This is a genomic window from Rhodopseudomonas sp. BR0C11, from assembly GCF_010820945.1.
GTDB lineage: Bacteria > Pseudomonadota > Alphaproteobacteria > Rhizobiales > Xanthobacteraceae > Rhodopseudomonas > Rhodopseudomonas palustris_H.
On sequence record NZ_QTKI01000033.1, the window covers coordinates 1 to 21,127 of the forward strand.

17 protein-coding genes and 1 pseudogene are annotated in these 21,127 nt (G+C 64.5%); 7 read left to right on the forward strand and 11 right to left on the reverse strand.

The features are described from left to right. Positions 1–169: 169 nt before the first annotated feature. The 3 genes from DYI24_RS04890 to DYI24_RS04900 are packed head-to-tail and all read right to left on the reverse strand — an operon-like array spanning position 170 to position 2,502. Positions 170–901, reverse strand: coding sequence for an SDR family NAD(P)-dependent oxidoreductase (locus tag DYI24_RS04890; RefSeq protein WP_164571455.1), 732 nt, complete (start codon positions 899–901; stop codon positions 170–172). Beyond that, a complete protein-coding gene (locus DYI24_RS04895) occupies positions 894–2,270 on the reverse strand; it encodes a class I adenylate-forming enzyme family protein (protein ID WP_164571456.1) in 1,377 nt (458 codons plus the stop codon). The genes DYI24_RS04890 and DYI24_RS04895 overlap by 8 nt, the downstream gene beginning before the upstream one ends. Then, positions 2,257–2,502, reverse strand: a complete 246-nt coding sequence (locus DYI24_RS04900) for an acyl carrier protein (protein WP_012497748.1) — start codon at positions 2,500–2,502, stop codon at positions 2,257–2,259. Before DYI24_RS04900 ends, DYI24_RS04895 begins: the two co-directional genes overlap by 14 nt. Positions 2,503–2,602: 100 nt before the next feature. Between DYI24_RS04900 and DYI24_RS04905 the strand changes: the two genes are divergently transcribed. Continuing rightward, positions 2,603–3,487 carry an acyl-CoA acyltransferase gene (locus DYI24_RS04905; RefSeq protein ID WP_164571457.1) on the forward strand — a complete coding sequence of 295 codons (885 nt, stop codon included), beginning with the start codon at positions 2,603–2,605 and terminating at the stop codon, positions 3,485–3,487. Positions 3,488–3,514: 27 nt separating this feature from the next. Here DYI24_RS04905 and DYI24_RS04910 read toward each other — a convergent pair whose 3' ends face one another. Further along, complete coding sequence (locus DYI24_RS04910) at positions 3,515–4,384, reverse strand: branched-chain amino acid aminotransferase (protein WP_164571458.1); 870 nt, start codon at positions 4,382–4,384, stop codon at positions 3,515–3,517. An 11-nt stretch (positions 4,385–4,395) separates the two neighbouring features. Further along, positions 4,396–6,213: a long-chain-acyl-CoA synthetase gene (locus DYI24_RS04915; protein WP_164571459.1), complete on the reverse strand. Its 1,818-nt coding sequence runs from the start codon at positions 6,211–6,213 to the stop codon at positions 4,396–4,398. A gap of 262 nt (positions 6,214–6,475) precedes the next feature. Between DYI24_RS04915 and DYI24_RS04920 the strand changes: the two genes are divergently transcribed. Both DYI24_RS04920 and metA read left to right on the forward strand, forming a co-directional pair. After that, a complete protein-coding gene (locus DYI24_RS04920; protein ID WP_164571460.1) occupies positions 6,476–7,780 on the forward strand; it encodes an O-acetylhomoserine aminocarboxypropyltransferase/cysteine synthase family protein in 1,305 nt (434 codons plus the stop codon). Positions 7,781–7,790: 10 nt separating this feature from the next. Beyond that, positions 7,791–8,792, forward strand: a complete 1,002-nt coding sequence (gene metA / locus DYI24_RS04925) for a homoserine O-succinyltransferase MetA (protein WP_164571461.1) — start codon at positions 7,791–7,793, stop codon at positions 8,790–8,792. Positions 8,793–8,858: 66 nt separating this feature from the next. On the opposite strand, the gene DYI24_RS04930 is transcribed toward metA, so the two are convergent. Next, positions 8,859–10,217, reverse strand: a complete 1,359-nt coding sequence (locus DYI24_RS04930; protein WP_246701156.1) for a lipopolysaccharide biosynthesis protein — start codon at positions 10,215–10,217, stop codon at positions 8,859–8,861. Positions 10,218–10,469: 252 nt separating this feature from the next. On the opposite strand from DYI24_RS04930, the gene DYI24_RS04935 reads away from it, so the two are divergent. Beyond that, positions 10,470–10,835: a hypothetical protein gene (locus tag DYI24_RS04935; RefSeq protein WP_164571462.1), complete on the forward strand. Its 366-nt coding sequence runs from the start codon at positions 10,470–10,472 to the stop codon at positions 10,833–10,835. Positions 10,836–10,851: 16 nt separating this feature from the next. On the opposite strand, the gene DYI24_RS04940 is transcribed toward DYI24_RS04935, so the two are convergent. Continuing rightward, positions 10,852–12,381, reverse strand: a complete 1,530-nt coding sequence (locus tag DYI24_RS04940; RefSeq protein ID WP_164571463.1) for a glucosamine inositolphosphorylceramide transferase family protein — start codon at positions 12,379–12,381, stop codon at positions 10,852–10,854. Positions 12,382–12,402: 21 nt separating this feature from the next. After that, positions 12,403–13,503, reverse strand: a complete 1,101-nt coding sequence (locus tag DYI24_RS04945) for a glycosyltransferase family 4 protein (protein ID WP_349627738.1) — start codon at positions 13,501–13,503, stop codon at positions 12,403–12,405. Positions 13,504–13,908: 405 nt separating this feature from the next. On the opposite strand from DYI24_RS04945, the gene DYI24_RS04950 reads away from it, so the two are divergent. Both DYI24_RS04950 and DYI24_RS04955 read left to right on the forward strand, forming a co-directional pair. Continuing rightward, positions 13,909–16,056 (forward strand): GumC family protein, encoded by a 2,148-nt coding sequence (locus tag DYI24_RS04950; RefSeq protein WP_164571465.1) that lies wholly within the window; start codon positions 13,909–13,911, stop codon positions 16,054–16,056. A gap of 155 nt (positions 16,057–16,211) precedes the next feature. Continuing rightward, positions 16,212–17,207 (forward strand): glycoside hydrolase family 5 protein, encoded by a 996-nt coding sequence (locus DYI24_RS04955; RefSeq protein ID WP_349627737.1) that lies wholly within the window; start codon positions 16,212–16,214, stop codon positions 17,205–17,207. Positions 17,208–17,221: 14 nt separating this feature from the next. Here the strand turns inward: DYI24_RS04955 and DYI24_RS04960 are convergent, their stop codons facing one another. The 3 genes from DYI24_RS04960 to DYI24_RS04970 all read right to left on the reverse strand — a co-directional run bounded on the left by DYI24_RS04960 (position 17,222) and on the right by DYI24_RS04970 (position 20,640). Further along, positions 17,222–18,139 carry a WecB/TagA/CpsF family glycosyltransferase gene (locus DYI24_RS04960; RefSeq protein WP_164571467.1) on the reverse strand — a complete coding sequence of 306 codons (918 nt, stop codon included), beginning with the start codon at positions 18,137–18,139 and terminating at the stop codon, positions 17,222–17,224. Between the two features lie 227 nt (positions 18,140–18,366). Beyond that, the gene (gene galE / locus DYI24_RS04965) at positions 18,367–19,350 is read right to left on the reverse strand and encodes a UDP-glucose 4-epimerase GalE (protein WP_164571468.1); all 984 of its coding nucleotides are present in this window, start codon (positions 19,348–19,350) and stop codon (positions 18,367–18,369) included. A 30-nt stretch (positions 19,351–19,380) separates the two neighbouring features. Beyond that, positions 19,381–20,640 carry an O-antigen ligase family protein gene (locus DYI24_RS04970; protein ID WP_164571469.1) on the reverse strand — a complete coding sequence of 420 codons (1,260 nt, stop codon included), beginning with the start codon at positions 20,638–20,640 and terminating at the stop codon, positions 19,381–19,383. 257 nt (positions 20,641–20,897) lie between these two features. Here DYI24_RS04970 and DYI24_RS04975 point away from each other — a divergent pair. Continuing rightward, positions 20,898–21,127, forward strand: a pseudogene (locus DYI24_RS04975) (tripartite tricarboxylate transporter substrate binding protein); the annotation flags it as partial.

Sequence of the window (21,127 nt, forward strand, 5' to 3'; positions counted from 1 at the left end):
ACCTCCCCCGCTGGCGGGGGGGGTCGGATCGCGTCAGCGATCCGGGTGAGGGCACTCCTCTCCGCGATAGCAAGACTCGCCGCGCGCGGCGCCCTCACCCCAACCCTCTCCCGCAAGCGGGAGAGGGAGCGCACTGCGATTGGCACGGAGGTCTCAGCGCATCAGTGACCTACGCCGTATTGCCGGCGTCGATCGTCTGCACGGTGCCGGTGATGTTGCGGCCGCCGTCGCCGAGCAGGAATTCGACCATCCGCGCGACGTCGTCCGCCTCCGCCAGTCGACGGAGCGCGCTGCGGCCGGCGATCTTCTGGCGGCCTTCGCCGGCAAGTCCCGCGGTCAGTTCGGTATCGATGAAGCCGGGCGCGATTGCGTTGACGGTGATGCCGAGCCGGCCGACTTCGCGCGCGAGCGAGCGGGTGAAGCCGATCGTCGCCGCCTTGGTAGCACCATACACCGACAGGCCGTTGTAGCCGGTCGAGCCGATGATCGACGACATGTTGATCACGCGGCCGGCGCCATTGGCCATCATGTGGCGGACAATGTATTTGGTCAGCACGATCGGCGAGGTCACGTTGATGCGCAGCAGCGTCTCGATCTGGCTGTTGTGCATGGTGGCGAGCACGCCCTCGGTGCCGATGCCGGCGTTGTTGACGAGGCCGTAGATCTTGCCGAATTCCTGGCGCAGCGACTTGGCGAAGCCGGCGAGGCCGTCGATGTCTCCGAGGTCGTAAGCCTTGAACGCGATCGAGCCAGGTCCTTTCGCAGCCTCGTCGATCGCAGCCTTCAGCTCGTCGCTCTCGCGCCGCGCCACAGCGATCACGCCGTAGCCGGCCGCGGCGAGGCGCCGTGCGATCGCGAGCCCAATCCCCCGGCTGCCGCCGGTCACCACCACCTTATGCATGGCGTGCCAGCTTTCCTGAGGCGGTGACATCGAGTTGCTGCACGAAATGGATCGACGCCGGGACTTTGTGTGGCGGCAGCGCGGCGCGGCAATTGGCGAGGATCGCCTCGCGGATCGCGCCGGTGCGCCCGGCGTCCGCCACACTGGCGAGCACCGCCTCCGCGACGACCAGCGCGCCGGTGATTGGGCTGCGCCGCGCCCGGACCCGCGACATCCGCACTGAGGGATGCTGGTTGATCACGGCTTCGACTTCCTCGGGATGAACCTTGAGGCCTCCGACGTTGATCACGCCGTCGCGGCGGCCGACGAAGTAATAGCGATCGCCGCGCAGCTCGACCATGTCGCCGGTGTCGACGAAGCCGTCGGCGTCGGTCAGCGGCGGAGCGCTGCGGCCGACATAGGTGTGTGCGGCGCGGGTCGATTTGATCCGCAGCGAGCCGTCGACCACCTTCATGGTGATGCCGGGCGCGTTGCCGATCAGCGACGCCGGAAAGCCCTCATGGCCGTCATTGACGGCGAACCCGACGCCGGCTTCAGTCGAGGCGTAGGCGTGGCCGATCGAGGCGTCAGGAAACGCGTTGCGGAGTCCGTCGAGCACGGCTTGGTCGGCGATCTCGCCGGACAATCGGACATAGCCGGGGCGAAAACCGCCGATCGCTGGATTCATCAACGCCTTGCGCCAGTGCGACGGCGTGCCGGAGATGTGGGTCACCCCGCGCGCGGCGAGCCGCGCCAGATGATCGCCAATTGCTTCGCCGGGCGCGGACAGCACCATCGAGCCGCCGCCGAGCACGGCGCGGAGGAAAATCTGCAGGCCGCCGTAGCGGCGGATGTCGTAGAATGTCGCCCAGGTCGGCGCATCTTTCGCGACGTTGTCGCCGACGATCGCGCCGGTCAACGCTGCCAGCGTGTGGGCGACGATCTTCGGCCGGCCGGTGGTGCCGGGGGTCAGCATCAACCACGACGTAGCGTGCGTGGCTGGGATGGGGGCCGCGGGCTGCAGCGGCAGACCTGCGGTGATGATGGTGCCGACGCCGAGGCCTTGCCAGCGCTCTGGCGCATCTGTGACGATGGCGTCGATCTCCGCATCCGCGATCAGATCGGCGGCGTAGGTCATGTCGACATCCGGCGGGCACAGCAGCATGCGCCGCGCCGCGCCGTCGAGTTCGATCATTACCAGCCCGGTGACGAGCTGCGTCGAGAGCGACAGCAGAACCGAACGGCCGGCGAGCTCAGGCAGCTTGCCGGCAAGACAAGTCCCCCGCGCGATGTAGGCGAACGCGATCTCATGAGTCGCGTCCGACAGCGTGCGGCTGGTCAGATCAGTTGAGAGATAGTGGCGGAGCGCAACGATCTCACGCGGGGACATTCTCATAGGCTCCAATGAAGTCGCCGAGTGTCTCCGGGAAGATGGCGTCGTCTGCCGTGCTGAACGGATCGATGCCGAGTTCGTCTTCAAGTCGCGCGACGAGCACGGCAAAGCCGAGCGAGTCGAAGCCGGATTCGTGTAGCACCAAGTCATCCGTCAGCGCAGGAACCTTGAAGCCTTGTTCGTCAGCGATCTGCTGCATCGCCGAGACGATTGTTAACCGTACAGACATCGACACTTCGCCTTTCTGATCGATCCGTGAGACAAAGAGCATATGGCGCAAAATCGAAACAAATCCATGCGCTTCACTTGCAATTCGGGCCGATTGGTAAATGGCTTTGGAAGCCCGCAAAGTACGTTGCCGTGAGATCGGCGACGCCGACATCGACGCTGTCTCCGATCTGCTGACGCGCGGCTTTCCGGGCCGCCGCCGCGACTATTGGTTGCGCGGACTGCATCGCGTCGGCGCGCGTGAATTGCCGGAAGGCTGCGCGCGATACGGTTATCTGCTGGAGAGTGGTGGCCGTCCCGTCGGCGCATTGTTGTTGCTGTACGCGGCGCGTCGTCCCGGCCCGGAACAGGTTCTCCGCTGCAACGTCTCGAGCTGGTACGTCGAGCCCGATTTTCGCAACTATGCGACGCTGCTGACGTCGATGGCGCAGAAGAACAAGCAGGTCACCTACGTCAATATCTCGCCGGCGGTGAACACCTGGCCGATCGTCGAGGCGCTGGGGTTCAAACGCTACTGCAACGGCATGTTCTTCGCGCTGCCGTGGCTGTCGCGCGCCGAAAAGGGCGCGCGTGTCGAGGTGGTGACTGAAGCAACCGGCGTGGTCGCCGGGTTGAGTGAGACGGAGTGCGAGCTGCTCCGCAGCCATGCGTCTTACGGATGTCTGGCTCTCGCGGTGCATCTGCCTGATGGCCGCACGATGCCGTTTCTGTTTTTGCCGAAGCGGGTGAAGCACGGCCGCTTCCCATTCCCCGCGATGCAGCTGGTGTATTGCCGCGACGTCGCCGAATTCGTGCAATGCGCAGGCGTGCTTGGCCGAGCGTTGCTCTGGCGCGGCCGGCCGCTCGTGATTCTCGACGCGCTCGGTCCGATGGATGAACTGACCGGCTTCTATGTCGATTCCCGTGGCCGCAAGTACTACAAGGGCCCGAACCCGCCGCGGCTCGCCGATCTCAGCGAGACCGAGCTGGTGCTGTTCGGTCCCTGAATTGCGGGCCGGTATCGGCAACGGCGCTTAACCGTGAGCGAACTCCCAATATAGCTTGCGCGCCTTGGCGTAGAACGGGCCCGGCTGCAGCGAGCGGTCGTCGATCCGGATGATCGGTTGCACCTTGGCGAAATTGCCGCTGGCGAAGATCTCGTCGGCAGTTTCGAAATCCCGATAACTCAGCGAACGCTCAATCACGGTGACTCCGTCGCCGCGCAGCAGCTCGATCACACGCTGCCGGGTGATGCCGCTCAGGAAGGTGCCATTGGCGGCCGGCGTGTAGACCACCCCATCCTTCGCCATGAAGATGTTGGAGTTGCCGAGCTCGGCGATGTGGCCGAGCATGTCGCGCAGCAGGCAATTGTCGAAGCCGCGGCTCTTGGCTTCCATCATCGCGCGTGAGTTGTTTGGGTACAGGCAGCCGGCTTTGGCCTCCACCGGCGCAGATTCCGCGGTCGGCCGGCGGAACGGCGACAGCGTAATCGACAAGCCGGTCGGTTTCGGCATCGGCGCTTCGTAGATGCACAGGCACCAATTGGTGGTGTCGGGATCGAACAGCACGCCGCCGCCGACACCGTTCTGCGCCCAATACATCGGCCGGATGTAAAGCTCGGCATTTCCGGCGAAACGCTTCAGGCCGTCCTGCACCAGGCCCAGCCATGTCGCCTGATCAATCAGGGCATTCAGTTTGAAGTTAGTCGCGGACCAGTTGATCCGTGCCAGGTGCCGGTCGAGATCTGGCGTGACGCCCTCGAACGCGCGCGCGCCATCGAACACCATCGAGCCGAGCCAAGCAGCATGGGTGCGCGGCCCCATGATCGGCACGTTGCCATCGTGCCAGTCGCCCTCGAAGAAGGTCCAGGTCTGCGAATAGTTGATTGGTGTGGCAGCAGGCATCGTCGAGTCCATCACAATCGGAATGCGCCGCGGGTGATGCGGCTGAAGATGTCGGTGTCGAGCGCGACGTAGCGGCCTGCGGCTATATCGGCGACATAGAGCGGATCGCTGACGAGGGACGGATCGAACCCCTCGGCGATCAGCGGCTGCTTTGCCTGCTTGAACGTGCCGGTGAGATCGAGGGCCGTCCGGAGCCGTAGGAAAAGCGGCCGTGCATAGGTCGGCAGCCGCTCGGTGAGATGCCGATGCAGCACCGCAAGATCAAAGAGGTGGTCTGTCACAAGGGCCGCCATGCCGGCGCGGCCGTCATGGTTCGGAACGCTGACGCCGTAGACAGTGGCGTCGATCACGCCGGGGCAGGCGGCGAGGATGTCGGCGACTTCGCTCGCCGCGACATTCTCGCCCTTCCAGCGGAAGGTGTCGCCGATCCGGTCGACGAAGCGGAAGAAGGCCTTGGCGTCCTGCAGCATCAGGTCGCCGGTGCGGAACCAGGCGTCACCCGGCGCAAACACGTCGCGCAGGATTTTGCGCTCGCTGTCGCCATCGGTGGTGTAGCCTTCGAACCGGCCGCCGCCGCGCTCGGCCTCGCCGATCCGGCCGATCGCCTCACCAGGCTCGCCGCGAGCGCAGCGAATGCAATGGCCGTGGCCGTCTCGCATCGGCAGCCCGGTTTCGAAGTCGAACTTCACCAGCGCGGCCGGAAAGCGATGCGCCAGGAATGATGGTATCCGCCCGATCGCGCCCGGCTCACCCTCGACATTGTAGAGTGAGAAGTTGCCCTCGGTGGAGGCGTAGAATTCCAGCATGCGCGGGATCGCGAACCGCCCCTGAAACGCGCCCCACACGTCGCCACGCAGCCCGTTGCCGCAGGCGAGCCGCAGGCGATGGCGTGTCTCGTTGGGCGCGTGGGGCGCCTGGACAAGATAGCGGCACAGCTCGCCGATATATTGAAACAGCGTGCAGTCGTAGCGGACGATATCGTCCCAGAACCGCCGTGCCGAGAATTTTTCCGCGATCACGACCGAGCCGCCTGCCATCAGCAGGCTGCCGGTTGCGACCACGCCGCCGACGCTGTGATAGATCGGCAGACAATCGTAGATGCGATCATCGGGCGTTGCGCCGGTGAGCCCAGCGAACCAGCCGGCCCAGCTCATCACCCGGCGATGACTGACCCGCGCTGCCTTCGGCAGCCCCGTCGTCCCCGAAGTGTAGATCAGCAGTGCCACATCATCGACGGTGACAGCGGGACGCTCATTTGCTGTCAGCGGATCGTCCTTCACAGTCGCCAATGCTGCTAACAGCTCTGACTCGTCAACCTCGTCGCCATGCAGCCATAGCCGAGGCGCCGACGCCATATGCGGTGTTGCGCTGGCGTAGACGTCGTTCAATTCGTTCGCCACGATGATATGGCTGGGTGCTGCAACATCGATGCAATGGGCGAGCGAGGGGCCGGTGAGATGGGTGTTGAGCAGCGCCACCACGCCGCCGATTTTAGTGATGCCGAGCCAGATCGCCAGATAGTCGGGACGGTTCGGCATCAGGAGCCCGACGATGACGCCTTTGCCGATTCCATGCTCCAGCGCCCAGCGCGCGTAGCGATCGATCCGTTGCGTTAGCTCCGCGTAGCTGAATCGCTCGTTCTCCGAGATCAGCGCCGGCGCGTTTGGCGTACGTGTTGCCCATTCGGCGATCGCATCGCACAGCAGGCGCTGTGGCTCGCGTTCGATCCGCGCGGTGATTTCAATCGCGCTCAGCCAGCTCTTGGCGACCGACGGGCGTGCAGGCGCCGTATCGGGGGGGCGGGTAGCTGCAGCTGCGTGCACGGTCATCGACACCGGTTCTGAAAGTTCGTTCGAGTTTGAGTGCAATTGTAGGCGAGGGCGGTTGGCGATTTGTTGCGAACGCTTCGACGAAGCGCGCTTAAGGTAAACAAATCGGAATCGATTCAAATTGTCTTCAAATCAGCAAGCGAAATTAGGGATAGTTTGTCGTCGTCTTTGAAATGTGTTGTCCGCTAATGCGGTGCGTTCTAGCAAAGGCAAGACGCGGACGTCTGTGTGTGAAGTGCAGCCGCGGCGAAGGGAGGAGCTCATGCGCAACGAGACGCTCGCTATCCACGCCGGCTACGAGCCCGAACCCACGACGCACGCAGTTGCGGTGCCGATCTATCAGACCGCATCCTATGCGTTCGACAGCGCCGACCACGGCGCCGCGTTGTTCAATCTCGAGACCGAAGGCTATCGCTATTCGCGGATCGCCAATCCGACCACCAGCGTGCTGGAAAAGCGTGTGGCTGAGCTGGAAGGTGGCGTCGGTGCGCTGGCAGTGGCGAGCGGTCAAGCCGCGCTGCATTTCGCCTTCGTCAATCTCGCCGATCACGGCGGCAACATCGTTTCGGCGCCGCAGCTCTACGGCACCACGCATACGCTGCTGTCCCACATCCTGCCGCGGCAGGGCATCACCGGCCGCTTCGCTGCCAGCGATAAGCCCGGCGACATCGCCAGGCTGATCGATGAAGACACCCGTGCGGTGTTCTGCGAAACCATCGGCAATCCCGCCGGCAATGTCTGCGACATCGAAGCCATCGCCGAAGTCGCGCATCGCGCCGGCGTGCCGCTGATCGTCGACAACACCGTGGCGACACCCATTCTGTTCAAGCCGATCGAATTCGGCGCGGACGTTGTGGTGCACTCGCTCACCAAGTTCCTCGGTGGCCACGGCACCACGCTCGGCGGTGCCATCGTCGACAGCGGACGGTTCGACTGGGCCAAGAACCCCGAGCGATTTCCGGCCTTCAATCAGCCGGACCACTCCTATCACGGCATGATCTATGCGGAGCGGTTCGGGCCGACTGCTTATGTCGAGCGCGCGCGATCGATCTATCAACGTACGATGGGCTCGGTGCTGTCGCCGTTCAACGCCTTCCTGCTGCTGCAGGGCATCGAGACCGTGGCGCTGCGGATGGAGCGCCATGTCGAGAACGCCCGCAAGGTTGCCGAATTCCTGCGCGACGATCAACGTGTTGCCTGGGTCAACTATACCGGCTTCCCGGACAGCCCGTATTATCCGCTGGTGCAAAAGTATCTCGACGGCCGCGCATCGTCGCTGTTCACCTTTGGCATCAAGGGCGGAATGGAGGCCGGCAAGGCGTTCTACGATTCGCTCAAGCTGATCACCCGGCTGGTGAACATCGGCGATGCCAAATCGCTCGCCTGCCATCCGGCCTCGACCACCCATCGCCAGATGTCGGCCGAGCAGCAGCGCCAAGCAGGAGTGCTGCCGGAGACAATCCGGTTGTCGATCGGTATCGAACACATCGCCGACATCATCGAAGATCTCGATCAGGCGCTCGCAGCGGCCTGCGGTTCGCAGCCGCGTCTGGCGGCGGCCGAATAGGCGCTCGCGCATGAGCCTGCTGTTCGACAGCGCCGATCCGATCGACAGCCCTGTGCTGGCGCCGGATGGTGCCGGCGACGAACGACGCTGGTGGGGGCGGCCGGATCGTCCCAAGCCGATCGAGATCGGCCTCGTCAACAACATGGGCGATGCGGCGCTACGCGCGACCGAGCGCCAATTCGCTAAGTTGCTGCGTGCCGGGGCCGGCACCCAGCGCGTTCGGCTGCATTGCTTCGCGTTGCGATCGGTGCCGCGGTCGCCAACCGCCCGCCACCGCATCGACAGTCTCTATTCCGATATCGCCGATCTCGGCCGCGTCCGGCTCGACGGTCTGATCGTCACCGGCGCCGAGCCGCGCACGGCGGCACTCCGCGACGAGCCATATTGGGACGAGTTCCGTCGACTGGTGGATTGGGCCGAAGCCAACACCCGCTCGACGATCTGGTCCTGTCTCGCCGCCCATGCCGCCGTCCTGCACCTCGACGGCATCGAGCGCCGAAGACTGCCGCGCAAATGCTCGGGGGTCTATGCCATCGAGAAGCTGCAGCTGGATCCGATGTTGGACGACCTGCCGGCGACGATGCGGGTTTCGCATTCGCGGCTCAACGATCTCGACGCGGACGACCTGTCTGCCGCCGGCTACGACGTGCTGACGCAGGCAGCAGGAGCGAGCGTCGACGTGTTCAAGCGCGACGGCCGCAGCCGCATGGTGTTCTTTCAAGGCCATCCGGAGTACGACGCCGCGACGCTGCAGCGCGAATTCCTCCGCGACATCGGCCGCTATCTTGGCGGTGAACGCAACGATTGTCCGGCGGCACCGGAAAACTACTTCTGCGCCGAGACGGCACTTCGACTCGCCGCGTTTTGCGATCGTGCCCGGGCGGATCGCAAGCCGGAGATGATCGCTGAACTGCCGCCGTTGGCGCTCCGGCCTGGACTGGCGGCTGCGCTCGAAGCTTCTGCGGCGGCCCTATTCAGCAATTGGCTCTCGCTGATCGCGGCCGAGCATTAGGCCCCAAACGAATTCATCCGAGCATATGATGAAGCGTGGCGTTGGTCGCGCGGCCCCGAAGGCGGATTATTCCGCTGGCTGCGTGAGCCGGCGTCGGCGCCATCCCGTCAGGAGCCGCAGTACCGAACCGTCGATGCCAGCCAGTTTGATCGACGCGCTGCGCATCAGTAGCGCCAGTGCGATGAACGAGATTGCGGTTGCCGCGACAGCGCCAGAGATCCCGAACAGCGGGATCAGGATGAAGAAGCCGACCGCGCGCATCAGCACGGTGCCGCCGATGATCGTCAGATAGCGGCCCTCGTGGCCCGTCAGCATCAGGATCGAACCGCAGGGGCCGGCGGCGGCGACAGCAGCGGTGCCTGCCGTCAGGATCGCCAGGGCGCTGTAATACGAGACGTATTCGGCGTTGAAGAGATACAGGATCCAGTGGCCGCCGCCGAGCACCACCATCAGGCCGCCGATGACGATCGCGAGCGTAACGAGCGCCACGGAATCGAGCAGGCCGTCGAGCTCGCGATGCTGCCGGCTGTAATACAGATGCGGGAAGTGACGGGTCGAGAAGATGTAGACCGCGCCAGTGGCCATCGCGAAGGCGTTGGCGATCCGGGTGGTGACGAAATATGCGCCGGCGACGGTCGGACTCATCAGGTAGCCGATGATCACGACGTCGGCGTATTGATTGGCCGCCTCCAGGCAACTCGACACCCACAGCTTGGCCGAGCGTGCGCTCCAGGTGCGCAGCTCGAAGGCCAAGCGTGAGCGGCCGAAATTCGGAAACTGAGCCTGGACCCGTCGCCGCAACAACGTCATCTGCACCATCACGGTGAAGCATGAGGCTGCCGCCATGGTCAGAAAGATGGTGTGGATCTCGATCGGTGTGCCTGAGATGACGCACCCAGCGAGGTAGACCATCGGACAGGTGGCGACCAGCAGGTAGGTGAGGCCGTCGCTGACACCGACGCCGACGGCGCCGCGGGTGACGTGTGCCGAGATCAGCATCAGCGCAAAACACACCAAGTACAGCGTCGTCGATGCGGCCAGAACCGTATCTTGCTCCAGCGAGACCCAGAAGAAGAACGGCAAGCCGACCAGGATGCTGCCGGCGAGGCTGGCCAGCGCCGTGAAGGTCATCGCGCCTTTCAGTTTCGGCTCGTCGCCCGCATTGGTGTATTCGCTCCACGACCGCATGATGAAGATCTGCTGGCCGAAGGTGGCGACGACGCTGAGCAGGCCCGCGGCACTGAACAGCATCGAATAGGTGCCGAAGTCATGGCCGCTCAGCGTGCGTGCGGCGAGGGTCACCAGTCCGAGATTGACGATCGTGATCAGAACGCGCAGCCCGAACGCGCCGGTCATGGCGCGAATCGCAGGGTTGTTGCGCAGATCGATCAGTCTTTCGAACGCGGTACCGAATTTCAAAGTCATCGACCTCGCGACGGGTCTGCAGATTCTGAGGGAGTCGCCGACGACGGGAACAGTCCTCCGGGGACCGGGTTCACCACGTCGATAATCCCGCCGCCACCGTCCTGGCGCACCGTAGCAATCTATCCTATTTGAACGATCGGCGAGCGAATGCCGGGCGATAATTGTCGATAACGGTAAAGATGCTCGCAGACCCGACCGAAGCGGGGGCGCTTTGGCATTAACCATCGTCTCATCAGCGCGGATATCGGATCTATGAATAGTCGTGTCGTCAGCCTCAACTTCGGAACGCTGCTTCGGATTGCGGCCTGGCTGTGCCTTGCGGGGATCGCGTTTGCGACCCTCAGCCCGATAGGTCTCAGGCCAACCACCGGATTTTCGCCGTCGATTGAGCGCTTTGTGGCGTTCGCGGTGGTGGGAGCATTGTTCGGAGCGGCTTACCCGCGCTACATCCTATTCGCTGCGATGATCGTGCTCGGCGCTGCGGTGCTATTTGAACTGCTGCAGGTGCTGGAGGCGTCACGGCATGGGCGGCTGTTCGACGCCAGTGTCAAACTCGCCGGCGGAGCGATTGGTCTTGCTGCGGGATCGATCGCCGGCCGTCTGCTCCGTAGCGATTGAGGCGCAACGTAGAGCGTCAGCGCGCCGGGACCGCGACGGGGTCGTTGGCGCGGGCCATTCGGCGTAGCGGCTGCAGCTTGGGCTGAATCACGCTGCCGTCGATCAACTCGAGTCGTCCACAGCGGTTGAGCGTGTGCAGCTTGCGGCCGGGCCAGCGCGGCCCAGGTTCGATGACGTGATGCACGGTCTGCTCGAAAGTCTCTGGCGAGAGCGCATTAATCTCCGCAAGTGCCAGCGCCCCGCCATAGCCGTGCGTGCAGTCCTGCACCGGTCGCCATAGCCGTCCATTGCGCCGGAAGAAATGCCCTGCGGGCCGCGCGCTGGCGCGATCAATCAGGGCTGGACGCAGCGCGTGCGGTCGCCACCGCCCGAACAGATCGTCTGCGACGTAGATCGACAGCGTGTCGGAATAGCCGCCATCGTTATCATCGTCGCGAGTGGCGCCGAATAGATAATGCAGCCCTTCGTGCTGCAGGATGGTGGCGTCGGCAAGTTCAACGCCGGATAGCAGCGTCGCGTGGCGCTCCCAGCGCCCCGGAAACTCGACACAGCGATAGATCGATACGGTCTTCTGCAGGCTGCTCTCCGGAATCATCCAGAGCTCGTCGTCCTGCACGATGAGGAACGGGTAGGACAAATGCCACGGCTCTTCGAGCACCGGCACCGCTTCGCCGATCGGGCCGGTTTCGCCGAATTCGATCGCGGAAATCGTGCCCTTGCCGACGCGATGGTCGAGATCTTCGAAGAACACGAAGGTGCGGCCTTTCCAGGTCACCGCGAATGGATCAGCATAGAACCGGTTCGCCGGGCTCGGCAGCGCGTGCCAGTTTGGTCCCGACAGATCGCCGGAACTCCAGATCCCGGCATCGTCGGTGTAACGCCAGCCGATCCGCCAATGCGGCGCATAGCAGCACAGCCGGTAGATCGCCTTGGCGATCGACATCGCGAGCTTGCGGGCGACAAAACCTGCGGCGGAGTGCGCGTGGCCGAGATGAGGGCCGTCGTGGCGGACGCCTTGTGCTCGCGGACCGCTTTCGAGGACGCCCCTCAGCAGCGTTCCGGTACGTGCCATAGTGGCGCCGAGCGCGCCGCCGAGGCCGCTGGCGTTCTCACCCGACGGCTTTCCTGACCACATCACCGCGCCGGTGACCTCGTCGCGGATATCGATCACCGGCAGATCGCCTGCGAGGATGGCGGCCAGCGCGGCGTCTTCACCGGGCTGGCCATCGAACAGCGGGCGCAGATACAGCCGGGCAGGGCAATCAACTTCGCGGGGCGCCGTGGTGAAGTCGATTACCACTTCGGGCTGGCCGTGGGAGGGGCGCGAGGTTTCGAGCAGCGCCGTCTCGCGGTCGCCCCCGCAGCGCTGGCCACGCCGCAGCAGCATCCGTTCGAGGTCGAGCAGCGTGTCGAGCCCGGCCGGCCGTTCCCCGGACGTCGAGATCCAGCTCACCTGCAAAGTCCGGCCACTACCCGCCAGCAGATCGAGCAAGTGGCGCATCCATGCTCGAGGTCGTTGCTGGTCGAAACGAAGCTCAACAATCATCAGACAATCCGTCAAAAAAAACTATATCGCCTGTTCGAGAATGCGGACGTATTCATCGACCATGGCGTCGACAGAGTATCTTTTCATAAGACCTTCGCCACTGCGCTGGAGTCGCACCCTGAGCGCAGGGTCGTCCAGCACGGCACTGATCGCGGCGCCGAGCGCGGTCGCATCTGCAGCATTGACCAGCACCGCCGCCGGTTCGCCCTGATACGACAGTACCTCGCGTAGAACCGGCAGATCGTTGGCAACCACGGGCACCCCGGCATGGGCCGCCTCGACGGCGGCGAGCCCAAAGGTCTCGGCCAGCGACGGGAACACGAAAATGTCGAGGCAGGCGAGGAAATCGGCGATCTGTTCGGGCGTGATTTCACCGACGAAGAATACCCGATTGGCGACACCGAGCTGGTCGGCGAGCGCGCGCAACCGCGCTTCGTCCGGTCCGTGCCCCGCCAGCGCCAGCCGCCAGGCCGGATGTGCCGGCAAAACCCGGATGCTGGCGTCGAGCTGCTTCAGCGGATGCAGCCGCGCCGCGGTGCCGAGAACGACGCCGTCGACCGGCAAGGCAAAGCGGCGTCGCGCGTCGGCTTTCGCCAACGTTGACTGCTTGCGATCGAAGCCGTGCGGAACATGGGTGAGGCGCCTGCGGTACGAATCCGGATAGCGCGAATAGTCGCGCAGCATGTCTTCAGAATTCACCGTAATGGTGTGGAAGATGCCGAGCTGCCCCATCATCAGGTCGAGCTTCTGCAGCCAGCCCGGCATCGTCAGCCGCGCCGATACTTGATTGGCGATCACCGGCGCCGGGCTCACCAGCCGCGCGATCGCACCGCCGATAGCATTGCCATAGTGCTGAAACGTCAGGATGGCGTCGGGGCGGGCGGCGCGGATCTGCTGGCCGAGCGACACCAGGAAGCGGAGGAACGACAGCGGATTGCCGGGACGCTGCGGGGCGCAATAGACGGTGTTCGCGGGCTCGTCGAACCCGCGCGATTGCCGGAAGAAGAACAGGTTCGCAACGTCGTAGCCGCGAGCCGCAAGGCCGGCGCCGACAAGACGAGAGATTTCCTGCGCACCGGCGTTCTCGGCCTGGGTCTGGATCAGAAGAACGCGACGACGGATTGATTTCGCCGACGCTCCGGCGGAAGCCTTCGGTACACGCGAACTCGCAGTGCGTCCGCCGGTGACGAACGCATGCTCGGCTCGAGTGATCTGTTCGTTCACGTGCCTCGTCTCCCCGTGCGCTTTCCGTCTCGTTCAGCTTGCTGCAGGTGTGACGGTTAACGAAAAGTGCACGTCCTGACTGCGTAATTGTACACTCTCGCGGCCGCGCCTGGTCGATTTCATCGTGGCGCGGTTAATTGATGCGGAAAGCACCAAGCGATTTAGTCGCACTCACGCTTCGTCCGAATGGTTCCTTAACCATTTGGTAACGTTCCGTTCGAGTGGCTTGGAGTAACCACGGATTAACCGTAGATATTTACTTTGTCCCGGTGGTGACGCAGGCGGTTCGTGTGGAGTGTGCGTATGTCGGGTAGCCAACCAGGCCGGGACAAGGCGGTCCCCGCCCCGCGTCCGACTGCGGACATCTGGGAGAGCCCTGATCAGCTTCCGACCGATCGAGGCGACCTGATCAAAGCCAAGCTGACGCCCGCCGTTATCAGCAATTTCCTGCGTGACAATCTCAAGCGGATCGTGCTGCTTGCCGGTGCGCTGTTTGTGCTTGGTATGATCGTGCTGTGGCTGCTGCCGGTCCGCTATGCGGCCACCGCACTGGTGATGGTCGATCCACGTGAGCAGCGCGTCACGACCGATCAGGAGGTGCTGCCCGGGATTGGTCAGGACGCCGCTGCGCTGCAGAGCCTGATCGAAATTGCGAAGTCGGATGGTTTCCTGCGGCCCTTGGTCGAGAAGCTGAAAGTTGCCGAAGATCATGAGATCGCCAGCAGCGAGACCGATCCGGCCCGCGTGCTGGAGCGGTTCCGGAAGCATCTGGAGATCGCGCGGCGCGGCCTGACGTACGTGATCGAAATGACCTTCGTGGCGAAGGATCCGCAGCGCGCGGCGTATTATGCCAACGCGGTCGCCGAAGCATTCGTCGCCAGTCAGACCCAGGTGCGCGCTGTCGCCGCCGACGAGGCCGCCGGCTGGCTCAACAGCCGCCTGAAGACGCTGAACGAAAAGCTGCGGGCGTCGGAAGACGCTGTCGCGGCGTTCAAGACGCAGTACCGCATTGTCGATGCCGGCCGCGAGAGTACGACGCGTCAACTCCGGGTCACCGAGCTGACCCAGCAGGTGTCCGCGGCGCGACTCCGCACCGAGGAAGCCAAAAACCGCTACGAGCAGGCGCAGCGCGACCTGAAATCCGAGGTCGATGGCTCGACCGGATCGAAGTCCGACCTCGTCAGCGTGCTGCGCACCCAGCGCACCCAGCTCAACGATCAGATCGCTCAGAAGCGCGCTGTCCTCGGCGATCGCCATCCGGAGCTGGTGATCGCCTATAATCAGCTTGCCGAGCTAAATCGCCAGATCGAGGCCGAGCGCAAACGCAACATCGCCAGCGCCAAGTCCGACTATGAGGCGATGCGCGACCAGCAGAAGGCGCTGGAACAGCAATTGAAGACGCTCGAGACCGAGATGCTCGGCGACGACCAGGCTTCTGTGAAACTCAAAGAGTTGCAGCGCGAGGCCAACGCCAATCGGGCGATCTATGAGCAATTTCTGGAGCGCTACAACGCCACCAATCAGCAGCGTCTGCTGCAGGCGAGCCAGACCAAGGTGGCGTCGTTTGCGACGCCGCCGACACGGCCGACCCGCCCGCCGCTGCTGGTGCTGATCGCCGCCATCGCGGTGGCGTCGATCCTGGTGTCGATCGCCGTCACCGCAATCTGGGCGTCGATGTCGAACCAGCCGGAGCGAGCCGACAATTCTCGTCCGCCGGAAGGCGCGACCGCGCCTGTGCCGGCTGAAGCTGCCGCGCCGCCGGTGGAAGACAAGAAGCCCGCGGCCGACTATGCCAGCCTGCCGATTGTTGCGCGGATTCCCGATCTGTCGGGCGTGCGCACCCTCGGCGGCAAGCTCGCGATGCTTGGCGGCGAGCGGCGGCTCGATCCCTACGTCGTCGGGCTGCTCGATGCGATCGGTGTTAAGCGATCGCAGCATGGCAAGGTGGTGCTGGTGACGTCGGTCGATCCCGGCGCCGGCAAGAGCTCGGTGGCGCGTGCGCTGAACGCGATCGCGGTGGATCGCGGGATGCTGAGCGTCGTCATCGAAGTCGCAGGGCAGTCGCGCACCGCGCCCGCTGCGCCGTCGAACCGCGCAGAGTCGGATGGGGGCGCTCTCGTCCGCGTGCTGAAGACGACCATCCCGTCCGTCGTCCGTCTGATCGCCGCGGCACCCGACGTAACGGTGCAGAACGATGTCCGCAGCGAGTTCGACCTAATTCTGATCGACGCCCCGGCGCTCGCCTCGCAGCCGGAGGTCGCCGAGATCGCTGCTCATACCGATCTCAATCTGCTCGTGATCGACAGCGCCGTGACCCAGGCTGGCGCCGCCCTGGAAGCGCAGGCGTTGCTCTCGCGGAGTGGTCACGCACCGGCCGGCGTGGTCGTCAACAAGGCCAGCGCGCAACCGGCTCCCGCCGCTGCGACCATCGCCGCACGGCTGGCGAGCTGACCGGCGTACGGCGCGTGCTCACCCGAGGTGCGATCGCTTGCACCGCCGTCGCGCTCTTCGCACTGTGCTGGAGCGCGCAAGCCGATGCGCAGGGGCGCTGCACGGGCCCGACATCCGGCGTTCCGCCTCAGACCATCGCCGCGCTGGCTCGCGGCGTGAATGTCTCGAATTGGACAGAGAACGAGCGGCTGCAGGCTCCGAGCCTGGAGCTACTCCGCGACGTGCGTAGCGCGGGCTTCACCCATGTGAGGCTTCCGGTCGCCGGCGATCTGGTGATGCGGGCATTCAGTTCGCCGGCCACGATCGAACGACAGCTCGTCGGTGTCGATACGGCGCTCACCGAACTGATCGGCCTGGGCTTTCATGTGTCGGTCGACCTGCATCCCGGGGATGGCTTTGGCCGCCTCCACCGCGATGATCCGAAGTCCTCGATGGCGGCGCTCACCGACGCGTGGAGCAGCCTTGCGAAGGTGATCCGCAAGCACCCGGTGGAACGGGTGTTCGCCGAACTGCTGAATGAACCGGATATCGCGCCGGATCGCTGGCAGAGTGAAGTCGAACAACTCGCTGCCTTTGTGCGGGGGCAATTGCCGCAGACCACGCTGATCGTCGGGCCAACCTATTGGCAACGCGCCGATTCTCTCCCGCAGTTCAGGCCGCTCGCCGACCGCAACGTCGTCTATGCGTTGCATTTCTACGATCCGATGGTGTTCACCCATCAGGGCCATTGGGATTCGGCCAACCCATCGAGCCGGATTCACGATCTACCGTTCCCGCTTGTCGCCGACGATCCCACCGTAGAGCGACTGCGCAGCGAGCTGACGTCGCGCGGCGACAATGAAGCGCTGCAGGAACTGGACAACGCGATCGCGCAGGCAGGCTCGCCCAGCTATGTGGCTCGGCAGTTGATTCCGGCGGTCGCCTGGCAGGAGCGCTACGCGCGGCCGTTGATCATCAACGAATTCGGCGTGTTCAAACCGGCGGCACCGCGCGACAGCCGGCTGCGCTGGTTGGAGTCCGTGGTAGATTCGGCCGAAGCGAACTGCTGGGGCTGGACCTATTGGGAGCTGGATCAGGGATTTGGTCTGGCCGATCCGCGCACCGGCAGGTTGGACGCGGGTGTAATCGACGTGCTGATGCATCCGCGTTAAGCGGAGAAGGAAACTCAGCGCGACCGCGTCAGCAGCAAGTACATCGCGTACGGGTTGGTCTTCAGATAGCGTACACCGAGGCGTCGCGGCTCCAGCGCCATGCGCCACAGCCATTCGAGGCCGATCTTCTGCATCCATTGCGGAGCGCGCGGCTTCGAGCCCGACAGGAAGTCGAACAGGCCGCCCGAGGTCTTGATCACGCCGACCGTGGTCAGGCGATGGCGATTGCGCACGACGAACGCCTGTTCGCGCGGCACGCCCATCGACACCCACAGGATGTCCGGCGCGAGCGCGCCGATCTCGCGGCAAACTGCGACTTCCTCGGCCTCGTCGGCGAAATAGCCGTGGCGATGGCCGACGAGGCGCAGCCCGGGATAGCGGCGCTGCACGCGTTCGACCGCGCGGCGGTTGGAGTCTTCGTTGGCGCCGAGCATGTACATGGTCGCGCCGCGCTTACTGGCTTCGCGCGCGACCTCGTGGAACAGATCGGTGGTGGCGACGCGTTCAGGCAGCGATTGGCCGCAGCGGAATCGCGACACGAACACCAGCGGCATGCCGTCCGCATGGATGGCATCGGCCTCCGTCACCAGCTTGCGCTCGGTTTCGTCGACCGCGCAGCGATACGTCACTTCGCCGTTCGCAGACGTCATGTAGGCCGGATAGCGCCAAAGCCCGCGACGCTGCAGCGCTTCATCGACCATCGCGCGCGCAGTCTCGGTCTGGTCGCTGACGACGATCGGCAGTCCGCCGAGCACAACACGCGGCCACTGCCCGAACCGCTCGCGGCGGCGATCGCCGGAAACGCGGCGCTCGCCGTGCGGTAGATTTTGCTCGAATGGAATCCAAAACGCAGCTTTCCTGCGATCCGACTTGCGCCGTTCGGCACCTGTCGGCGCATTCGGCTGTTCGCCGCTGTCTTGCGTGTTGGACATTCCACTTCCTCTCGACCGTCAAGGTCGATCGACTTTGCGGCGGAACAATCGATCATTCGACTAATGGAAGCAACCTTTTGCCAACCGCCTCCATTCAACAAGGTAAAGTGGTTAAAGCCGCATCGCCGCGATCGTAGAAAGGCGGCAGGAGCTGTCTTGCAAGCGTCCGGGGCTGTACCGATCTGGTGCGTCGTCCCGCGGTGAGACAGCGGGCTGACCGTGCCGCCTCAGCCGAGACGGCGCTCCCAGGCGAGCGCGTCGCGCACGATCTGCTCGAGATCGTCGTAGCGCGGCGTCCAGTTCAGCGCGGTCCGGGCGCGTTGGTTGGCCGCAATCAGCGAGGCGGGATCGCCGGCGCGCCGACCCTTGATCCGCACTTCGAAATCGACGCCCGACACGCGCTTCACCACCTCGATCACATCGAGCACGGAGTAGCCGTTGGCATAACCGATGTTGCAGGTGATGCTCGGCCTGCCGGCGCGCAGATAATCCAGCGCATCGAGATGCGCCTGCGCCAGATCCGACACATGCACGTAGTCGCGGATGCACGAGCCGTCGGGGGTCGAATAGTCGGTGCCGTAAACGTCGAGGCCTGGACGCTTGCCGAGCGCGGCCTGCACCGCGATCTTGATCAGATGGGTGGCGTTCGGCGTGGATTGTCCGGCGCGGCCTTGGGGGTCGGCGCCGGCAACATTGAAATAGCGCAGCGCCGCGTAGCTGAACGGATAGGCCTGCGCGACGTCGGCCAGCATCCATTCGACCATCAGCTTGGAGCGGCCGTAAGGATTGATCGGACGCGTCGGGTCATCCTCTTCGACCGGTGTGCGGTCCGGCTCGCCATAGACCGCTGCGGTCGAAGAGAACACCACATGCGGCACGCCGCGCTTGACCGCACAGTCGAGCAGCGTGCGCGCGTTTGCGGTGTTGTTGCCGTAGTAGGCGAGGGGCTGGGTGACCGATTCCGGCACCACGATGCTGGCGGCGAAATGAATGATCGCCTCGATCGCGTGCTGGTCCATGATTCGGCCGACGAAGTCGGCGTCGCCGACATTGCCCTCGAAGAACGGCACCTCGGGTGGCACGATCGCACGCGAACCGGTAGAGAGGTTGTCGATCACCAGCGGCCGCTCGCCGGCGCCGAGCAGGGCCAGCGTCATGTGGCTGCCGATGTAGCCGGCGCCGCCGGTCACGAGGATGTGGCGTTTGGTCATGCGCTGCGTTCGATGCTCTGTGGCGGGCGGTCAGCCCGCGGAAACAGCCGAGTCTGATCGGCCGCGTCGGAACCGAGTGCTGGCGATCGCCAGGCTCCAAGTCAAGCCCACCAGCATGAAATAGTGCCGCCAGTGGTCGGTATCGATGATGAAACTCTCGAGTAGCGTGACCACCATCGCGGTTACCACGACGATCGTGATCCGCTGCCACGGCGTACGTACAAACACGTTGCGCAGCCCATAGGCCGCCGTCACGAACACTAGAGCCGGATACAGCGTGCCACTGATCCAGCCGCCGGACATGAAGGCGTTGAGGAACGAGTTGTGAGTGTCCTCGGGGAAGAACCGCCGGAATTGTAACGGACCGATGCCGGTCGGATAGTCGAGCGCCATCTTGGCGCCGAGTAGATGCCGGCCGAACCGGCCGAACCGGCCGCTGTCGTAAGGCTGCGAGAGGCTGGCGCGCTCCTTGAACAGCGCGTCGATCTGGTCAAACGACAGCAGCACCGCAATCGTGGCGGCGAGCACGATTAGCGCCAGTGCGGCGAGGACGACGATCCGCAGCCGCCGCTGCTGGGTCGGCGCGGTGATGAACATCAGCGCCACGGTGAGCAGTGAGGCGCCGGCCAGCATGCCCCAGGCGGCGCGCGAGAAGGCCAAGAACACCGCAAGCGAGATGATGCCGAACGCGACGCCGTTGCGCACCATCGTCCAGAACGAACCTTCGATCGCCCGCTGCAGGCTGTAGATCGCCGGAAAGATCAGAAACGCGCCGAGCACGTTCGGATCTTTGAACGTGCCGCGCGCGCGCCCCACATAGGTCAAGAGATCCTGCCCGCCAGGCAGCAAATTGAAGTAACCGACGATGCCCGCCAGTGCCGCGATGAGGCCGCCGACCAGATAGCCGTTGGCGATCGCTTCGGCCCGCTCGCGGGTGTCCTGCAGGCACACCATCGCGAAGAACATCGCGGTCACCGCCATGTACCACGAGGTCAGGATCCAGTTCAGAATGATGGGGTCGTCCATCAAGCCGACAGCGCCGATACTGTAGCCGAGTTCGATGCCGATCAGCAGTCCGATCGGAACGATCAGCGCCGGCGCTAGCCGGAGCCCGCCGGTGACGGCGAGGACTCCCAGCGCCAGCACGATGGCGATTTCGTAGGGGCTCGGCTCGATGAACACGATCGCGCCGCTGGCACCGACCAGCCACAGAAGGCCGAGCTGCAGGGCTTTGAGACGGGGCGGGCTGGCTCGAACTGCGTCCGGCGGCGCGAGGGCAAAGTCGGTCATCGATTCAACCTTGCATCGCTCGGTCTGTAAGGTCTCGTTAACCTTGCCGCAGGTGTGCCGTGACTCCGGCGCAGAACAGTTGGGCATATGGAGCCCGCCGGCGAGTATGAGGCGGCGGAATTAACGACAACTTATCGCTAATCCCGAAGAACGGCGCCTCGCCGTTCATGCGCCTTTACCACGATCGCGGTCCGTGCATGCGCGGGGTGGTTCGTCTGCGCTATCGCAGTGTCCAGCAGGATTACATGGAGGATGCGATGACCATCAGCAGGAGAGCATTGCTTGGGACGGCGGCAGGCGCGGCGATCTGTGCCGCTGGTGCGCGGCTGGTCTCGCCGGCGCTGGCGGACGCGGCGGCGTATCCGAATCGTCCGGTGAAATGGATCGTGCCCTATGCGGCCGGCGGCGCCACCGACGTGCTGTCGCGCCTGGTGTGTCAGTATCTGTCCGAGAAGCTCGGTCAGAGCTTTGTGGTCGAGAACAAACC